The 17,415-nt window shown below is 72.6% G+C and carries 17 protein-coding genes; 3 read left to right on the forward strand and 14 right to left on the reverse strand.

Translation table 11 applies throughout. The annotated features are described in order from the left end of the window. Position 1: 1 nt before the first annotated feature. The 12 genes from ACQPZK_RS16285 to ACQPZK_RS16340 all read right to left on the reverse strand — a co-directional run bounded on the left by ACQPZK_RS16285 (position 2) and on the right by ACQPZK_RS16340 (position 12,005). Complete coding sequence (locus ACQPZK_RS16285) at positions 2–325, reverse strand: hypothetical protein (protein ID WP_433533764.1); 324 nt, start codon at positions 323–325, stop codon at positions 2–4. A 10-nt stretch (positions 326–335) separates the two neighbouring features. Beyond that, the gene (locus ACQPZK_RS16290; RefSeq protein ID WP_433533765.1) at positions 336–2,363 is read right to left on the reverse strand and encodes a hypothetical protein; all 2,028 of its coding nucleotides are present in this window, start codon (positions 2,361–2,363) and stop codon (positions 336–338) included. Beyond that, entirely contained in the window at positions 2,360–3,007 is a 648-nt protein-coding gene (locus tag ACQPZK_RS16295; protein ID WP_433533766.1) for a hypothetical protein, read from the reverse strand. Before ACQPZK_RS16295 ends, ACQPZK_RS16290 begins: the two co-directional genes overlap by 4 nt. Then, complete coding sequence (locus tag ACQPZK_RS16300; protein WP_053659787.1) at positions 3,007–3,507, reverse strand: hypothetical protein; 501 nt, start codon at positions 3,505–3,507, stop codon at positions 3,007–3,009. Before ACQPZK_RS16300 ends, ACQPZK_RS16295 begins: the two co-directional genes overlap by 1 nt. A gap of 2 nt (positions 3,508–3,509) precedes the next feature. Then, the gene (locus ACQPZK_RS16305) at positions 3,510–4,988 is read right to left on the reverse strand and encodes a hypothetical protein (RefSeq protein WP_433533767.1); all 1,479 of its coding nucleotides are present in this window, start codon (positions 4,986–4,988) and stop codon (positions 3,510–3,512) included. Continuing rightward, positions 4,985–8,212 (reverse strand): hypothetical protein, encoded by a 3,228-nt coding sequence (locus ACQPZK_RS16310; protein WP_433533768.1) that lies wholly within the window; start codon positions 8,210–8,212, stop codon positions 4,985–4,987. Before ACQPZK_RS16310 ends, ACQPZK_RS16305 begins: the two co-directional genes overlap by 4 nt. Before the next feature lie 2 nt (positions 8,213–8,214). Next, positions 8,215–8,469 carry a hypothetical protein gene (locus tag ACQPZK_RS16315; RefSeq protein ID WP_433533769.1) on the reverse strand — a complete coding sequence of 85 codons (255 nt, stop codon included), beginning with the start codon at positions 8,467–8,469 and terminating at the stop codon, positions 8,215–8,217. Between the two features lie 26 nt (positions 8,470–8,495). Beyond that, complete coding sequence (locus tag ACQPZK_RS16320) at positions 8,496–8,924, reverse strand: hypothetical protein (RefSeq protein WP_355051244.1); 429 nt, start codon at positions 8,922–8,924, stop codon at positions 8,496–8,498. 16 nt (positions 8,925–8,940) lie between these two features. Then, positions 8,941–10,110 (reverse strand): hypothetical protein, encoded by a 1,170-nt coding sequence (locus tag ACQPZK_RS16325; protein ID WP_433533770.1) that lies wholly within the window; start codon positions 10,108–10,110, stop codon positions 8,941–8,943. Positions 10,111–10,145: 35 nt separating this feature from the next. Then, positions 10,146–11,087: a hypothetical protein gene (locus tag ACQPZK_RS16330; RefSeq protein WP_433533771.1), complete on the reverse strand. Its 942-nt coding sequence runs from the start codon at positions 11,085–11,087 to the stop codon at positions 10,146–10,148. 141 nt (positions 11,088–11,228) lie between these two features. Then, a complete protein-coding gene (locus ACQPZK_RS16335) occupies positions 11,229–11,531 on the reverse strand; it encodes a barstar family protein (protein ID WP_433533772.1) in 303 nt (100 codons plus the stop codon). A gap of 36 nt (positions 11,532–11,567) precedes the next feature. Next, complete coding sequence (locus tag ACQPZK_RS16340; RefSeq protein ID WP_433539232.1) at positions 11,568–12,005, reverse strand: ribonuclease domain-containing protein; 438 nt, start codon at positions 12,003–12,005, stop codon at positions 11,568–11,570. Between the two features lie 242 nt (positions 12,006–12,247). Here ACQPZK_RS16340 and ACQPZK_RS16345 point away from each other — a divergent pair, with 242 nt between their 5' ends. The 3 genes from ACQPZK_RS16345 (at position 12,248) to ACQPZK_RS16355 (ending at position 14,070) form a co-directional block, all read left to right on the forward strand. Further along, positions 12,248–13,021, forward strand: coding sequence for a hypothetical protein (locus ACQPZK_RS16345; RefSeq protein ID WP_433533773.1), 774 nt, complete (start codon positions 12,248–12,250; stop codon positions 13,019–13,021). Between the two features lie 61 nt (positions 13,022–13,082). Continuing rightward, on the forward strand, positions 13,083–13,586 hold the full coding sequence (locus tag ACQPZK_RS16350; protein ID WP_433533774.1) for a hypothetical protein: 504 nt from the start codon (positions 13,083–13,085) through the stop codon (positions 13,584–13,586). A 16-nt stretch (positions 13,587–13,602) separates the two neighbouring features. Next, entirely contained in the window at positions 13,603–14,070 is a 468-nt protein-coding gene (locus ACQPZK_RS16355) for a hypothetical protein (RefSeq protein ID WP_433533775.1), read from the forward strand. A 112-nt stretch (positions 14,071–14,182) separates the two neighbouring features. On the opposite strand, the gene ACQPZK_RS16360 is transcribed toward ACQPZK_RS16355, so the two are convergent. After that, entirely contained in the window at positions 14,183–15,133 is a 951-nt protein-coding gene (locus ACQPZK_RS16360; protein ID WP_433533776.1) for a DUF559 domain-containing protein, read from the reverse strand. Between the two features lie 136 nt (positions 15,134–15,269). Beyond that, on the reverse strand, positions 15,270–17,402 hold the full coding sequence (locus ACQPZK_RS16365; RefSeq protein WP_433533777.1) for a DEAD/DEAH box helicase: 2,133 nt from the start codon (positions 17,400–17,402) through the stop codon (positions 15,270–15,272). Positions 17,403–17,415 lie beyond the last annotated feature (13 nt).

A 17,415-nucleotide genomic window follows, 5' to 3' on the forward strand; every position in this document is an offset into this window, starting at 1 on the left:
CTCAGACCGCCTTCAGCTTGGTCTGCCCGGCGTTCGCCGCCAGGCCGGAGGTGCTGCCGTTGGTGGTGCCGGTGAGGGTGCTCAGTGCGACTCCGGCACCGCCGACGACGAGCTTCTGGGCGGCGCCGGTCGCCGACATCACCGACTTGCACTGCACGGTGGAGTTGCTGTCGGTGATCGTGCACCCGGACACCGACTTGCCGGTGATGCCGTCGAGGCGGGTCACCTGGGCGCCGGCCACGATCAGCTTCGACTGTCCGGCCGGGGTGACCGTGCCCTGGCTGGGGCAGTGCACGTCGCTCGACGTGGTGAGCACGAAGGCCATCTCGATCTCCTCAGTGGACGTTCATCGCGTTGTCGACCTGGACATCGACGTCGTCGGCGGCGATGTTGACGGTGCCGCCGCTGATGTTCACCGCGCCGTTGCCCGCGTTCAGGTCGATCTGGGTGGCGGTGATGGTGATCGAGCCGTCCTGCCTCATGACGATCGACGACCCGCCGGCGGCGTGCTCGATGGTGATGCTGTCGGCCTCCTGCGCGCGGGCGGGGCGCTGGCCGCGACCCTTGAGCTGGGCCCGGCCCACCCGCACGGTCAGCTCACCCAGTTCGATGACCCGGTTGCCGTCGCCGTCGGTGAGGTCGTGCGCCACCTTGCCGTCGTGGTCGGCCGGGGTCACCGTGTCGGCGATCGACGAACGGCTGGTGCTGGCCACCCCGACCGGCAGGGACAGCCACCAGTCCCCCGGCTCGGACACCGGGGCGTGCCCGGTGGGCCAGAGCGCGCCGACGTCGACCGGGTCGTCCGGCGCGCCGTTGCGGTACGCCAGCGCCACTCGGGTGCCCGGGTAGCGGGGCAGGATCAGCCCGCAGCCGCCCCAGGCGAACGGCGTCAGGTAGGTCACCCCGGGCAGCGGCGCGGGCTGCTGCCGGCGTACCGGAAGGCGGCGGGCGGCGTTGGGGCGGCCGTCCGGGCGAACGAGGCCCTCCCACACGGTCTCGGTCTGCGCGGGCGGCTCGACCGCGCCGCTGGCGTTGGTGGCGACCGCGCGTACCTCGCCGATCTCCAGACCGCGCGTCTCACCCCGGGCCGCGCGAGCCGCCCGGCGCACCGCCTCGGCGGCGGCCACCCCGGGTGACGACGCCGGACCGGCCGGCTCGGCGGCGGCCACGCCGGACGCGTCGCTCCAGGTGTCCCAGGCCTGCGCGCCGGAGGCGACCTCGACGCCCTGCACGACGGTGACGAAACCGGCGGTACGCGACAGGGTGTGCCGGGCGGCACTGAGGTAGAGCAGCTTCGACCCCGCGCCCAGCTCCCCGGTCGACGGGGCGAACGGGGCGGCGAACGAGCCGAGCAGCGCCGCGCCGACGCTGCCCAGCGTGGTGGCCTCATCGGTGACGGGCGGGTCGAAGCGCACCAGGTCGCCGGGCTTGAGGTCGGGGCGGCCCTTGAGGGTCAGCGTCCACGCCTTACGACGCGGCGGGGCGGTGCCGCCGGCCTCGGTGGCCGCGTACGGGTCGGTGTCCTGGGTGCCGTTCTCGGTGCAGGCCAACAGGCCGGTGGCGAGGGTCAGCGGCTTCGGCTCCCCCTCCGGGTACGGGATGGGCCGCTTGCCGACGTGCACGGTGCCGTCGCGGATCAGCAGCATTCCCCGCCCGTACGCGTTCAGCGACTGCTGCAACGCGCCGCCGAGGCGGTCCAGGGCGGCCCGGTAGAGCAGCCCCGCCCCGAAGGCGACCCGTTCGTCGCCGGCCGCCTCGGTCGCGCCCCGGGTCATCGTGCCGTCCGGGTTGGCGCCCCATCCGGTCACGTCGACCCGGGTCCGCTCGCCGATGGCGCGGATCGCGGCGGTGAACGTGGCCGCCTCGAACCGCTCGGCGACCCGCTGCCCGAGCCGGGCGTACGCCTGCTCGACGAGGGTCAGCTCGGTGTCGTACGTCCGCTCCCCGGTGAGCCGGCGCACCTTCGTGACCCGCAGGACGGCGACCAGCGCCTGGGTCAGCTCGGCCGGAGTCGGGCCGGCGTTCACGCCGACCAGGTTGGTGAAGAACGCGCCGACCGAGGTGTTGGCGTCGCGCCAGTACAGGTGCAGCTTCGCCACCAGCGGCGGTTGCCCCTCGGCGGTGCGCAGCGCGGCGAAGTGCTCGTCGACGAGCCCCTGCACGGTGACCGTGTACGCGCCGGGGCCCAGCCCGTCGGGCAGCGCGGCGTCGATGGCCGCGTAGTAGTCGGCGCTGGACAGGGTGAGCGCGGCGTCCGGACTGATTCCGGTCGGGGTCTCCCGGTGGAAGGTGATGGTCCAGCCGGCGTCGTTGCCGACGGCGCCCTGGCGTACCTGGCCGGTCTGGAACGGCGTGAGCGTCATCGCAGCACCCTCCGCATCTTCTTGTCGAGCAGGTAGCGGTAGCGCAGCCTGCCGGGGCCGAGGTCGGACTCGACGCGCTGCGCGGGCGGACGGCGACGCCAGACGAACTCGTTGATCGGTGGCGGCCCGAACTGGTCCACCGCGCGGTCGGTCCGCCGCCAGGCCACCGTCAGGTGGGAGCCGTAGTCGCCGGAGCCGCGGACCGTCCCGGCGTGCAGCAGCCAGGCCAGCACCAGCACCTCGACGGCGACCGGGGTGACGCCGGGGACGGTTGGTGTGCCCGCGTCGGGGCAGACCCGGCGCAGGCCGGTGGCGACCGGTACGGAGCCGAGGATGCGGGTGCCCTGGCGTACGACGAGACGCAGCGGCACCCGACCGACCAGCGCCGGGAGCGGGGGCGTGGCCGTCGGCGCGGGTCGAGGCGCGAGGTCGTCGGCGGAGCTGCTGACCACCGCGAGCGGGTCGGTGGCCAGCCACTGCCGGGCCAGGCCGGTGGGCAGGATCAGCACGGCGTGCACGCCCGCGCCCAGCTCGACGCGGTGCGGGAGGCCGGCGGTGAGGTTCTGCCGCACCTCGGTGAACCCGTCGGGCACCTCGATCGGTGTCTCCGGCAGCAGGTAGCGGTCGATCGGGAACGGTGGCATCAGTTGCCCAACCCGTCGGCGAGCGCGCCGACTCCGATGCTGGCCACGTCGAGCAGCTTGCCGAGCAGGCTGGGACGCGGCACGTGGACGAGGGTGATGGTGGTGTCCAGGACGTCGCGGCGGGCGGCGGAGGCGTTGAAGGTCAGTGACTGCACCTGCATGTCGGTGCGGATGGTCATGGAGGTGACCAGGATCAGTCCGCCGAACTTCCCCCCGGAGTACGCCGCCAGGGCGGTGCCGCGTTTGCTCGCCTCGGCCATCGTCTCCAGGGCGAACTTCCAGGCGTAGCGTTCCGCGCCGACCAGTACTCCGGTGAGCGTGATGGTGTCGTCGTGGGTGGCGACGATGGCCTTGTGGGCGGTGGAGCCGATCGGTGGCAGGTGGTACGTCTGCGCCAGGGAGATGGCGGTGACCGCCCACAGTGGGATCGGCAGCACGCCGTCGCTGATGATCGCCGACGGCACCGTGCCGTACCGCATGAAGCTGCTGGTGATGGCCATGCTCAGCGCCCTCCGGTGGGTGGCAGCGGCACCGGCGTGCCGGTGGGTTCGACGGCCAGGCCCAGGTCGCGCAGGGCCTGGGTGATCTCGCGGACCTCGCCCGCGGCGCTGGTGACGCGCAGCCGCAACCGGCGCTCCTGTAGGGCCGCGCTGATCCGCGCGGGCCGGGTGGACGCGGACCCCCGCCGGTTGATCCGGTCGATCTCGGCGGCGGCGTCCTCCATCCGGGAGATCGCGTCGAGGAGTCGCGGGTCGGGGGTGAAGCCGGGGTCGTCGCGTTGCAGCCGGGCGATGGCGTCCCGGAAGTCGGCGGCGTCGCGGCGCAGGTTGACCACCAGGTTGTCGGTGAGCGCGCTGACTCCGGAGACGCTGGTGGCCCGGTGGGACTTGTCGTCGACGAGCCAGACCCAGCCGTCGTGGCCGATGCCGACGAGGTCGGTGCCGGCGACCTTGACGTTGGCGTCCGGTCCCTTGAGGAACAGCTCGATGCTGCTCAGCGAGAACGCGGCGCTGTACTCGCCGAGGACGCCCCGGCCGTAGGTGACCATGTCGTGCCGGAGGTAGGCGCGGAAGCCGGGGCCGTCGTCGGCGCGCCCACCCCCGTCGCGGAAGCGCCGCCAGAGGGTGGCCAGGGCTTCCGGGTTGTGCACGGCGAGCTGCTGGGTGAGCCAGACGTCGCCGCCGGCCACCACGGCGCGCAGGTCCGGATCGCCGATGCGGGCGAGGGCGTCGGCGAGCCGGGCGTCGCTCATTTGCAGGCCTCGCGAGCGGGCCCGGCCCAGGTCGTCGACGGCGGTGCGCAGCCGGGCCAGCTCGTCGGGGGTGAGCCGGCCACCGAGGCGGGTTTGCAGGTCCGCGACGGCGGCCCGTTTGCCGGCCTCGCTCTCGGCGGCGACCGCGCGCCACAGCGCGGCCGGTTCCAGCTCGGCGGCGCGACGCAGCGCCGCCTGGCGGTCCGCCGGCATGGCCCGGAACGCGTCACCGACGATCGCGGCCGGCTCGACGTGCCGGCCCGCCGCGCCGCCGCCGGCGTCGAACTCGCGCAGCAGCGAGTCGGCGTACGCGCCCGCGTCGTCGGCCAGCCGCAGCGGCGCGTCGCCGACGATGCCCTCGCGCGGTCGGCTCAGCTCGCGCATCTCGGTGCTGAGCTGGTCGAAGTACTCGCCGAGGGTCGCCACCCGCACCCCCTCGGGCAGGGTGCCACCCTCCAACACGTGGTCCAGGATCGCGGCGATGTTGTCCCGCAGCACGGCGATGCGTTCCAGCCGGTTGAGCGCGTTGCCCAGGTGCAGGTCGCCGACGTCGTCGACGATGCGGCGGATGAGGTGTTCCAGCAGCCGCCGGGAGCGCACCTCGCCGGCCTCGCTGTGCTCCGCGATCGTGCGCATGAAGCGCCGCAGCCGGGGGTTCGCGTCGGCGGCGGCGTGCACGGCGGCGGCGTCGAGGAACCGGCCGGCGCGGAACCGGCGGGGCCCGGTCACGGTCGTACCACCGGCACGCGCGGCCCGGCGGCGGCGCCACCGGGTTGCGAGTCGAGCACCATGAGGATGAACCGGGCGCCCTCCGGGCCGCCGACCGCGCCGCTGAGCATCGCCTCGCGCTCCACGTACGCGAGAATCGGCTCCATCAGCTTCTGCACGACCCGTTCGAGGACCTCGTTGAGCAGGATCTCGGTGAGGAACCCCTGAAGCAGGTCACGGGACGCGGCCTCGACGATCTGCCGGGTGACCCGGCGCACCACGTACCCCCGGGCGGCGCGCAGCCCCGCGCGGACGCCGAAGCGCAGCGCGACCCGGCCGCCGCGCACGGCCGCGCCGCCGATGGTGCCGGCCTCCGGGATCAGCGACATCGCCAACCCGAGGTACGCGGCGAACAGCTCGACCTCGACCTCGGTACGGGTGAGCACCAGCTCCGGGTCCAGCATGGAGCCGTAGAGGCGATCGCGCTGGTGGGCGTGCGCCACGTCGACGGCGGCGACGGCGACCCCGACCACGAAGCCCAGCGGCGGGCAGAGCAGGGACAGCGCGATGATGCCCACCATGACGGCGAACGCGCTGAGCGCCTCCCGGCCCAACTCGGTGCTGAACAGACTGTCGACGCCGGTGGCGTAGTAGAGGTTGCCGCCGAAGAACTCGCCGAGCTGCTGGTGGGTGACGAGGTGGACGCCCTGCAACGCGTAGCGTCCGCCGGGGATGGTGGCCGACGGGATGTGTTCGCTGATCCGGCTGGACCGGAAAGCGAAGCGCGCGTCGCTGCGGGCGCGCCCGAGCATCTCGGTGTTGTGGCGTCGCATGTCCTGCAACACCCGCCACAGCTCGTCGCGGATCGCCGACCGGTTGCCGGCGAAGCGGGCCAGCACGTCGGGCAGGTCGCTGATCTGCTTGACCAGCGGGTCGACGCCCTCGGCCTCGCCGCGCTGGATGACGAGCGCCTGTTCGATCTCGGCGAGGGTCCAGAGCACCGCGTGCGAGTCGCGGATGCGGGTGACGCCGTCGCGTTCGACGATCTCGCCGGCCGCGCCGGGGCTGGTCAGGGCCGCCTCGGTGGCCAGGAACGCGCTGGAGATGGCGCGGGCGGCCCCGTACCAGGCGGTGGACGGGTTCAGCACGCTCAGCGTGGCGACGGCACCGCCGCCCAGGTCGGTGTGCTCCTGCGTCCAGCGGGCGGCCTCGTGGCGGCGCAGCCGCTCGCGCAGCCCCTGCAACTCGGCGTAGTCGGTGAGCTGGGAGACGATCAACCGCTCGAAGATCGGCGCGTACTGGTCGAATCGGGCGATCCGCGCCTCGATACCGGTCCGGGAGCTGAGCAGGAGCTGCACCAGCATGGCCTGGCTGCCGACGACGAACAGCTCGCCCACCGCCGCGTTCACGGCCGGGCTGAGCGCCTGCACGAAGTGCAGGTTCCAGGAGGCGGAGGTGTCGATCCAGCCGCCCTGGATCCGGGCGAAGTGCTCGGGCTGGCGGTAGCGGCGCATGACGAGCTGGGCGAGGTGGTCCAGGCGCGGCACGACGCCGGCCAGGTGACGCAGGAACTGTACGGCCGGCGAGGCGACGGGCCGGAAGTCCAGCGGGCCGAGTCGCCCGCTGCCCTCCGGTACGGGACGGGTGAACGCCTCCCGCTCGGCCGAGCCGACGAGCAGGCTGATCGCGGCGGCCCGGCCGCGCAGCACGGCGGCGGCCTGGAGGCAGAAGTTCGCGGGGTAGCGGCACGCCTCGCCCATCTGCAACCGGAACGCGATGTCGTCCATGAGCCGCCGCAGCTCGTCGCCGTCCGGGCCGAGCGCCGCCAGCTCCGGCTCCCCGTTGAACGACGCGCAGGCGGGCATCGTGGAGTGCCCGGCCCCGACGGCGGGGAACCGCCGTCCCTCGACGCCGGGCGGGGCGCTGGGACTGCTCGGGTCGAAGACGAACCCGCCCCGTCGTGCGGCCGTGCCACCGTCACCGGTGCCGCCGGCCCCGCCGCCCGGACCGGTGCCCGTGCCGAGGCCGCCCGCGCCGGTACCACCCGGCCCGCTCCCGCCCGATCCGGTCCCGCCCGGCCCGCTCCCGCCCGGTCCGTTCCCCGCGCCGGCGCCGGTGCCCGTGCCGACACCGCCGCCGGGCGGCGCGTTCTCATCCGGCGGGGTGGCCGGACGGTGCTCGACGCTGATCGGCAACAGGTTGGCCGTACCGGTGAAGTGCAGCGTCGCGTCGGTCTCCTCGGTGCCGACCAGCAGCAGGGAGACGCCGCCGATGTCCACCACGACGAGGCTGGTCGGCGTGGCCCCGCCCACCGAGGCGAGGATCGCGTCGACCCTCCGCCTCACCTCGGCGTCGACGGCCCGCTCGATCTGCGCCTGGTACTCCTCGACGCTCGTGGTCTCGCCGCGCGGCGAGGCGATCCGCAACCGCCGCCGGATGTCGCCGCTCAACTCCTCGTCCACCATGGCGACCAGGGCGCTGCGGTCGGCGACCGGCCGCCGCTGCACCGTCCCGGGTTGCGGGCTGGGCACCCGCGCCTCGACCTCGAAGTGCGGTTGCGGGGTGGCCCGGAACACCGTCTCGCCGAACTGCTCGAAGGTCAGGACCGACAGTGGAGTGGTGGTCACCATGATCGCCCAGACCGGGCGGCCGTCCACGCCGATGACCCGGGCGATGATCCCCTGCGGGGTGCCCGACGGGAGGCCGCCGTGCTGGCGTACCGCCTCGCGGGCCAGCTCGGCGAAGTGACCGGCCAGGTAGGCGGCCGGGCGCAGCAGCCACTGGTAGGTCACCCGCGGCGGCTCGGGGCCGTCCACCGGCACCTCGGCGGCCGCACCACCGTCGTCGTAGGACGGCACCCGGTACACGGCGAGCAGGTGGCGCATCCGCTGCGGGTCGAACAGCTCGGTGGCCGGCTCGCTCAGTGGCAGGGGCACCCCGGGCGGCAGGCCCGGGTCGAGCCGCGCGGCGGTGACGACCTCGTCGACGCGCCGGCGCAGCCGGGCCTCGAAGGCACGCCGTTCGTCCGGCGACACGTGCTCGCGGGCCGCGCCGGTCCAGCGGAACTCCGGCGCGTCGGTGCGTACCTCCAGGTAGCCGCCGTGCGGCGCGACCACCTCCTGGCGGGAGCGTTCCAGGGCGCGGGCCAGGGCGGCGGCGAGCGCGTCGGTCACGACCTCCGGCCGCTCGGTCACCGACCGGGCGTCCAGCCGGATCCGCACCGGCACGTGCACCGAGATGGCCACCGTCAGAACCGCCCGTCCAGGTGCTCGGCGAGCCGGGCCAGCGTGAGGTCCGCGAGCGCGTCCGCGTCGAACGCGCCGCCGGCCGCGACCACCTCGATCTCCACCGGAAAGTGGTACGCGATGACGGCGCGATCGTCCTCGGCCACCTGCTCGGCCTCGGCCTCGCTGCCGGCCGCCGGCAACACCAGCTCGCCCGCGTGCACCAGGGCCAGCCCGGTACGGGTGACCCGGGCGGCGCGGCCAGCTCCGGTCGCCATCTGTTACCTCCGTCGGTGGTCGTCGGCTACGGCAGGACCGACGGGTCGCCGGTCTTCGGGTCGACCGAGGCAGCGAGGCTGAAGCCGCTGAAGGTCGCCGCCGGCGCGCCGGAGATGGTGGCGGTGGTCGGCGTCGCGCTGGTGATGAGGCAGTCCTGCAACACGAAGGACGAGAACGCCCAGTCGTCGCCGGTGTGCTCCAGCAGCGCGATGTCGAACAGCTCCCCGTCGAGGGCCAGCTTGGTGAGCCGGCCGGCGACGTCCCCGATCGCCTTGACGGTCATCGTGAAGTTCATCGACACGGGCGCGTGGATGGCGCCCATGTGGGTCACCTCGCACGAGTGCAGCGCCTCGACGTTGAGCGAGAACGACGGGCTGAACGAGTCGATCGGGCTGATCAACACCGTCTCGGTGCCCTTGGTGTACTGCACCGCGAGGCGGGTCTTCCACTCCATGGTCTGGTTCCTCCGGTCAGAACTTGGCCACGAGCGTGACCAGCAGGCGGCTCACGGCCGGGCCGTAGGTGACGGTGACGACGAGGTCGACGGTGCGGTCGGCCCGGGCGGTGGTGACGATCGATGTGTCGGTGGCGGTACGGGCGACCTCGGGGATGGTGAGGATGTCCAGCACCGGGATCTCGATGCGGTAGTCGTCGATCACGGCCTGCCGCTTGAGCGGGCCGAGGATGCCGTCCACCTGGGTCTTGAGCAGGGTCATGCCCGGCTTGGTGATGCGGGCGTCGCCGACCAGGCCGATGAGCCCGGCGCGGAGCATGAACTCGATCGCATCGAGAGTGCGGACCAGGTCGACGTGCAGCAGGCTCGCGTCGGAGGTGAAGAGCCGCCCGTCGGCGAAGTGCAGGCTCTCGCCGGTGATCAGTGTCGGGTCGATGATCGGCGTAAGGTTGGCCTCGGAGAGGCCCTTGATCTCGGCCGGGCTGTACTGCTTGGCGACCGGGATGGCCACCCCGCGGATCTTCTTCAGCACGATGCTGTGGTGCACCGGCAACCCGGCCACGGCTGCCATGGCAGCGGTGGCCGCGTCGCCGTCCGCGCCCCGGGCGGCGATCATCACCATCCGGCTGGTGCTGCTCTTGAGCGGGTTCGCGGCGGTGGTGATGTCCCCGACGTAGCTGGGGCTCTTCTCGGTGGCCGGGTTGACCATGGCGAAGCCGATCCGCCGCTGACCGGCCGCGGACATCGTCTCGACGTGCGCCTTCAGGGCGTGCAGCCCGGTCGGCGCGCCCGCCCCGGCGGGGTTGCCGACGGTCGACTCGTTGGCCAGCGACACCATCGTCACGTCGTCGGCGGCCTCCAGACCGCCCAGCGCGGCGGCGTAGTCGTCGCCGGCGACCTTGACGCCGTACACCTTCGCCGGGCGCGGATCCTGGAGGAACGCCAGTTCGAGCGAGTTGTAGAGGGCGTTGCGGACGACGTTTCCGGCCTGCCGACGGGCGAAGTTGGTGACCGCGTCGTCCAGGGTCTCGATCCGAACCGGCGTGTTCGCCGGGGCCGAACCACCGTCGGCCGTGGACGGCGTCTTGCCCACCACGGCGATGACGCCCGGCGAACGCTGGGCCAGCGGCGCCGGTGGCGGCACGATCCGGACCTCGATGAACGGGAATGCTGCTGTCGGTGCCACGGGTCCTCCCGGACGAAGTTGCTGCGGGTCTGTTCTCAGGTCGGGACGGCGGCGAGCCCGATGCCGCTGCGGGCGAGCCACTGGCCGGCGCGGGCGAACCGGTCGGCCCGCTTCTGCGCGGCGGTGCCGGTGTCGCCGCCGGGCCATCCGTCGTCGTCGAACGTCTCGACGGGCACCACCCACACGGCGACCACCCGATGTCGCCGCCGGACATCTTCGGGCGCGGGCACGTCCAGCCCCAGCTCCTCGGCCCGGGCGCGGACCAGCCGCGTCTCGACGAGCAGGTCGGCCAGGGAGAAGCCCTTGTCGCGGATCAGCACGGCGGCGGCGAACGGCAGCGGGCGGGGTATCGGTGGGGCGGCCGGCGGCGCGGCGTAGCGCAGTTTCACGGTCGCGCCGGCGGCCTGCCCGCGCATCCGGTCCACCAGGTCACCGGCGTTCGCGGCGCCGACACCGGCGAGCAGCCGGTCCAGGTGCGCGTCGGTGAAGGCGGCCGGCTGGTGCAGGCCCGCCCGCAGCCGGGCCACCAGTCGGGTACGGCGCTCGGCCTCCAGCAGCGCCGGATCGGCCGGCAACGCGCCCAGGTCGGCGATGATCTGCGGGTCGACGTCGAAGGCCGGCATCGCCACGTCGAGGTCCTCGACCCGGTCCCGGGCGGCGCTCGTGCGCACCACGAGGCTCCCCCGCCAGAGCGCGTCGATGCGCAGCGCCGAGCCACCGAGGCCGTGCAGACGTACGCGCAGCTCGGTGCGGTCCGTGCCGCCGGCGCCGAGCCACTCCCCCTCGGCGAGGGTCACCGGCGCGGCGGCGAAGCCGAGGGTCAGCTCGTCGAAGACGGCCGCGTACGGGGGCGCGACGGGCATCGCCTCGGTGTCGTACGCGGCCTCGACCAGGTGCGCCAGCGACGCGTCGTCAAAGAGCGCGGCGCGAGTGCCCGGGTCGGCCAACCGCACCAGCACACCGTCGACGAAGTCCACGCTGCGGCCTCCCCGCTCCCCCACGCCGGGGCACACCGCCCGGCTCGGCACGATGATCGCGAAGGGGCCGTCACCCGAGCGTCACCGCCACCGTCACCGTGACCGGTCAGCGGCCGGACTGTCGGCAGCCCGACCGCGACCTCAGGGGCGCAGGACCACGCGCAGGGGGTGCGGGGCGTCGCCGGCGAGGTCGTCGAGCACGTCCGTCAGCAGGGCGTGCTGATCGCTCGGCTCGTCGGCGAGGAGCTGACCGGCGTCGGTGACCAGCAGGGTCAGCGGGCCGGCGTCCAGCCGGTCCCGGAGCACGTCGGCGAGGGCGTCCCAGGTGTCGCCCAGGTACGCCGGCAGGGCCAGCGCCCCGGCCAGCGCGGCGAAGAGCGCGGGCCGGGTGCGGGTGGTCGCTCCGGCCAGCGTCACCGTGCCGGCCTGCTCAGCGTCGTCCATGCACGTGCCTCCCGGACCGGCCGGCCACCGGATCGGTCAGAGCCGGTAGAAGTCGGTGTAGTGGTTGGGCGAGAACCAGGTGACACCGGTGCTGCGGTTCACCACGATCCGGTACGCGTCGCGGGCGGCGCCCTGGGTGCGCGGGTACACGTCGTACTCGTAGTAGGTGGCGTTCGTGGGCAGTTGACCCTCGTAGTTGTAGAACCGGCCACCGGCGAAGTTGGACAGCCCGCCGCTCCAGGAGTACCAGCCGCGGCTGGTCGGGAAGCCCTTGGCGGACCAGCCGGATCGTGCGGTGCGCGCGTCCGCGCAGCGGCTGATGGTGCAGGAGCTGTAGACCGCCGCCGACGCGGAGTCCGTCAGCCGTGGGGTGACCACGGAGGGACCGACCAGCGCGGTGGCGACCATGGCGAGGAGCAGGGCGAGGGTGGTGGTACGCCGGCGGATCGCGCCGAGCGTGGCCAGCGGGGACACGAGGGTGGACACAGGCTGCCTCCAGACCATCCGATCCATCGACCCGCGTGATTGGCGGATCGGGCTCAGTCTGGCCGCTGCCCGCCCTCGGCGACAGCCCCACCGGCCCAACTGCTCCACAATGCCCGGTGAATCCCGGGCAACCGACATCGCGCCGCACACCGGCGCGGCGTCGGGCATTTCGGTCATCCATTGTTAGCGTGAGCTGCGGGCGCGCGGACCCGTGACCGTGAAGGGGTGCCATGACGGACGCTCCCGAGCAGAGGCCGAAGCCGGCGGATCTGTGGCGGCAGCGGGGCATCCGTGGGCTCACCATCACCCGGGACGTGAGCGTGCGCGGCTGGCGGTGGTGGGCGCGCACGTGGGACCGGCTGGTGGCCGCGCTCCAGGACGAGGCCCCCGTCGGCGCCGGGGCCGGCCCGTCCCCGCCCGGTCCGCTCGTCGAGCAGCGCGACGCGCCCCGGCTGATCGCGGTGCCCGCACAGGGTTACGTCTACTCGTTCTACGTCCGCGCCACCTTCGCCTGGTCGTCGCCGGCCAGCCTGCGGGCCGAGGTGCTGAACTGGTACGTGGGGTACTTCCAGCCGAACGCCATCCAGCGGCTGACCCGACTCGCCGCCGACGCCGCCCGGGAGCTGCCGCCGCACCGGGCCGCCGACCTGGAGGTGGCGTTGCAGCGCGCGCTCGCCGACGACCCGGAGTGGTCCTACCGGCGCGGGGACGTCCTCGTGACCTGCCGACCCGACGCCGCCGTACGCCTCGACGAGCGGATCATGCCGGCGCTGCGGCCGCACGTCGACGCGATGGTGCGCATGGAGTACCAGTTCGACGAGCACATGCGCCGGGCGACGTACGCCGAGGAGTTGAGCCGGCGGTGGGCGACGATCCTCGGCGATCACCTCGACGCGGACGCGGATCAGGAGATGGCGGACGCCCGCGAGCATCTGCTCGCCGCCCAGCGGGAGGCCGCGCGCTGGATCGGCGAGCTTCTTCACCATCGCGTCACCAAATCTTGATCACGACTCGTTAGCATCCTCCCGTCCTTCCGCCAGGGAAGGCACGGGGGAGGAACACACAATGGAACTTGAGCGCAACTGGAAGCCGTACGCCAAGGGCCCGGCGCTGCTGGTGCTCGCCGTCGTCCTGCTGTTCTCGCCGGAGCTGCTGGCGATGATGAACCAGGAGTTCACCTTCGGCAACTGGGTCGGGTACGCGATGGCGGTGCTGGCCCTGATCGGCGGCCTGGGCGCGCTGCGGGAGAGCCGCGAGGCGTTCGCCGTCCGCATCGGTGAGCAGGGCATCACCTGGACCAAGGGGGCGGCCACCACCGAGTTCGGATGGTCGGAGGTGACCCGGGTCGCGATCGAGAAGAAGCCGAACGCCGGCAAGCTGGAGAAGCCGAGCATGCTCACCGTGTGGGTGGCCGACCAGACCCAGCGCGCGGTGCCGCCCGATGTCGAGCTGACCGGCCTGCGCGGCTACCGCGTCGCCGACCTGCGGAACACCCGGCAGTCCCGCGGCGAGGTCGAGGCGGCGCTGCGCCAGTACGGCGGGGACCGCTACCCGACCCCGGCCGCCTGAGCACGGGGAGCCACCGATGTCGACAATGCCCACTCCCGCGCCCGTGCCACCCCCCGCGCTGCGGCCACCCGCCGACGGGGAGTGCCAGTTCTGCGGCAGTCACCCCGCCGCGCGGGTGTCGTTCCAGTCGATGACGAGCATCGTGATCCTGTACGTCGTCTCCGCCCAACGCGGCTGGATGTGCCGCGCCTGCGGCCTCTCGCTGTACCGCCACCACACCAACAAGACCTTGCTGGCCGGCTGGTGGGGAATCGGAATCATCGGCATCCCGATCTTCCTCGGCGTCGACCGCTTCCGGCTGCGGCGCATTCTGCGACTCGCCCCGCCCCAGCCGACGCCGGGCGTCGCGGCGCACCTACCCGCGCCCCTCGACCCCGGCAAGCCGGTCATCCAACGCCCCGGCGCAATCGTGAGCCTCATCCTGCTGACCCTGTTCCTCCTGATCGCCGCCTGCGGCGCCCTGGCCTTCGCCACAACCCCCTGAAGCGTGTGGCGCCGCTGGCGCTCCGGCGCCGCTGGCGCTTCCGGCGCTTTTCATGATCACTTGATGGTGACCAGTTGTCAGAGGTCGCGGAGAGCTGGTGACCATCAAGTGATCATGAAGATGAGCGGCGGCTCGCCAGGATTGCCAGGGTCTGCTGGCGGACCTCGTCGGGGTTCGCCAGCAGGCGGCGGTGGGTGAAGCGGACCACGAGGATTCCCCTGGTGGCCAGCAGGGCGTCGCGGCGGAGGTCGATCTCGCGTTCGGCCGGGTCGCCGTGGCTCGTGGCCCCGTCCAGCTCGATGTCGACCCGCTCGGCCTCGGCGAACATGTCGAGGTAGACGGTCCGGCCGCCGATCCGCACCGGTGCCTGCCGGACGAACGCCGGCATGCCCGGGCCTATGAACACGTGGTCGTGGCCCCAGATCTCCAGCGCGCTGCGGCAGCCCGTGGCCAGCCGTTCCACCAGGCCACGCAGAGCCGCGCGGTCGGTCAACCGGGGCTCCTCGGCCAGAGCGACGACGAGCCGCTGCGGCGTGGTGAGGCGGTCGTTCACCGCACGGATGACCGGCCCGGGACGGTCGACCGGCGGCAGCAGCGGCCAACAGTCCACCAGGGTCCGGTCGAGTCGCGTCACCGGGAAACCCGCCCGTACCACCACCTGCGGCGGCTCGGCCGCGAACCCGGTGCGGTGACGGAGGACCAACGGCGGCCGATCACGCCGACCCGAGCCGGTCGGTACGTCGACGTAAACCGGCTCGCCGGGTGGCTGGCGGCGTAGGCCCCACACGTCGAGCGCGGTCAGCCGGCTGAGCGCGCCCCGACCGTCGGTGTACGCGAGTGCCGCCCGCCGCGCCACCTCGGGTTCGACACGGGCCAGGACCGGTTCCTCAGTGCCCGTGCGGGAGAGCAGCGTGGCATCCAGGTAAACCCCGGGCAGCACGCGGACCAGACGGCCAGCCCGGCAGGCTGCCTGAACCGCCCATTCGGGTGCGACCCGCGCCATCTCCCGCCAGGTGCACACCCCACCGCCGCACGCCACCAGCGCGGAGAGTCGGGAATCCATGGTACGAACCTGCCGTACCGCGCCCTGGCACACCGGCCGCGCGAGCGCCCTTGTGGACGGTGCGCACTCCTGTGGACGACGCCCCAGGCCGCGCCTCGACGTGGTATGCGACGGGACAGTTGCTCAGCGACGGCTGTCAATGCTGTCCGAGAGTCGTCATGCGAGTCGGTTGAGTGAGCACCGACCGGGCCGCTGGGATGTCCGCCAGTCGAACGGCCAGCGTGGCGACGGCGAGACGGTTCGGCAGTGCGGCACTGAATTTGAGGCCGGCGACTGCCCGCTCGGACACCTCCGGCAAGCAGATCCGCTCAGCGGCGTCCGCCAGCGCCAACCGCATCGTCCGGTTGTCGACGTCCGACCGCAGCCGGATCGACGCGTCGTCGTACCGCTGGGCGGGGTCGGCGAGTTCGCTCAGGGTGGCGACAAGGGTGGCGTTCGCGCGAAAGCCCGCCCAGGTCCACCACCGCACCTCGTCATCGCCATCCCTGGCGACGACGGTGCCACCGGGATGCACGATCGACGTCGCGCTGTCTCGTAGATCAGCCAGCCTGGTCTTGGCCCGGCCGGTGAGGGCGACCGGCGGTTCGGCACCGAGCAGCACGTCGCGCATGGCGCGGACCATTTCGTACGACAGTCCCTGACGGGGCCCATTGGTCATCCACAGGGCCTTTCCGCCGCCGTCCGCAGGCTCGACGAAGCATCGCCGGCGTTTCCAGTCGACATGGGTAACGCGCCAACTGCGGCCGGCGAGCAGCAACAGCCGGGGGCCGGACACCTTCGCCGTCAACAGAGCGGGATCGGTCCGGCCGATCTCGGTACGACCAGCCAGAACGGTGAACTGGGGCGGTGCGGTGAAAACCGCCAGCATGTCCATGAAATGCCGGCGTCCGAACCGCATCTCCGCCTCCGGGCCGATGAACAGCATCCCGGAGTCGACATCGAGGTACCCATGGTCAATGAGGTGCCGCACGATCACGTCCGCGCTCTCGTCGAACGGTGTCAGCCCGTTCCACTCCCGCGACCAGAGGCTGTCGCCGACGCGATGTCGCTGCAGGGACAGAGCCAACACCTGCTGGGCGACGATGTGTCGTGGTTCGGGTGGAGGCACGACTGCTTCGACCCAACCCTGCGCCCAGAGGTCGAGAAGGCCAGCAGCGTGCAGTAGTCCTTCCTCGTTCAGTGCCAGGAACAGGCAGTTGCGGGTGCCGCCGGGACGCCTGCCCGTCCGGCCGATCCGCTGCAGGAAGGCAGCGACGCTACGCGGAGCGTTGATCTGGATCACCCGATCGAGGTCGCCCACGTCGATGCCGAGTTCGAGGGTGCTGGTGGCGACGATGACGCAGTCGCGCTCCTGAGCGAAGGCTTCCTCCGCCCGTCGCCGCTCGTCGGCGGAGAGAGACGCATGGGAGAGGAACGTCGTCACGTTGAGGGCTCGCAGTCGCTGACCTAGGTCCTCGACCAGCGCTCGGGAATCGCAGAAGACCAGACGCTTCTGGCCATGATGAAGCGCTGCGATCACCTTCGCCGCGTTGTGCACGGACCCGACGTAGTCCAGCTCAACCTCACCCTTCGGAGGTGGCACGGGCGTCGGCGAGGCCGTCGCGGGGGGAAGGTCCGGTGCCACCACCCGTGCGGATTTCTGGCCATGACCGGAGCCCTGCAACCACGACAGCAGTTGAGCCGGGTTGCCGACCGTCGCAGAGAGTCCGATTCGCTGCACCGACCGCCCCGCCACCCGGCTGAGACGTTCCAGCACGGCCAACAGATGCCAACCCCGATCATCACCGGCGAACGCGTGCACCTCGTCAACGACGACCGCCCGGAGCTGACCGAAGAAGGCGTCGTGATCGACGACAGCGCTGACCAGCATCGACTCCAGGGACTCCGGGGTCGTCAGCAGGATGTCCGGACGCTCGCGCAGGATCGCCCGACGCCGTCCCGTCGTCACATCGCCATGCCAGAGCGCCGCCCGACGCCCGAGCCAGGCCGTGTAGGTCTCCAGCCGGGGCAGGAGGTTGTTGAGGAGCGCCTTCAGCGGGCAGACGTAGAGCACGGACGTGCCCGACCAGTTCTCCTGCGCCATTCGGGACAGGATCGGAAACACCGCCGCCTCGGTCTTTCCGCCGGCGGTGGGAGCAAGGAGAAGCGCGTCCTCTCCCGCCAGCAGTGGCTGGACCGAGGCGTCCTGTAACGGCCGCAGTGCCGGCCACTGGAGGGAGTTCACGACGTGATGCAGTACGACCGGGTGTAGCAGGTCGGCACCCCTCATGAACTGATTCCTC

The sequence above is a fragment of the Micromonospora sp. CA-249363 genome, from assembly GCF_050950185.1.
In the GTDB taxonomy this organism is placed as follows: Bacteria; Actinomycetota; Actinomycetes; order Mycobacteriales; family Micromonosporaceae; genus Micromonospora.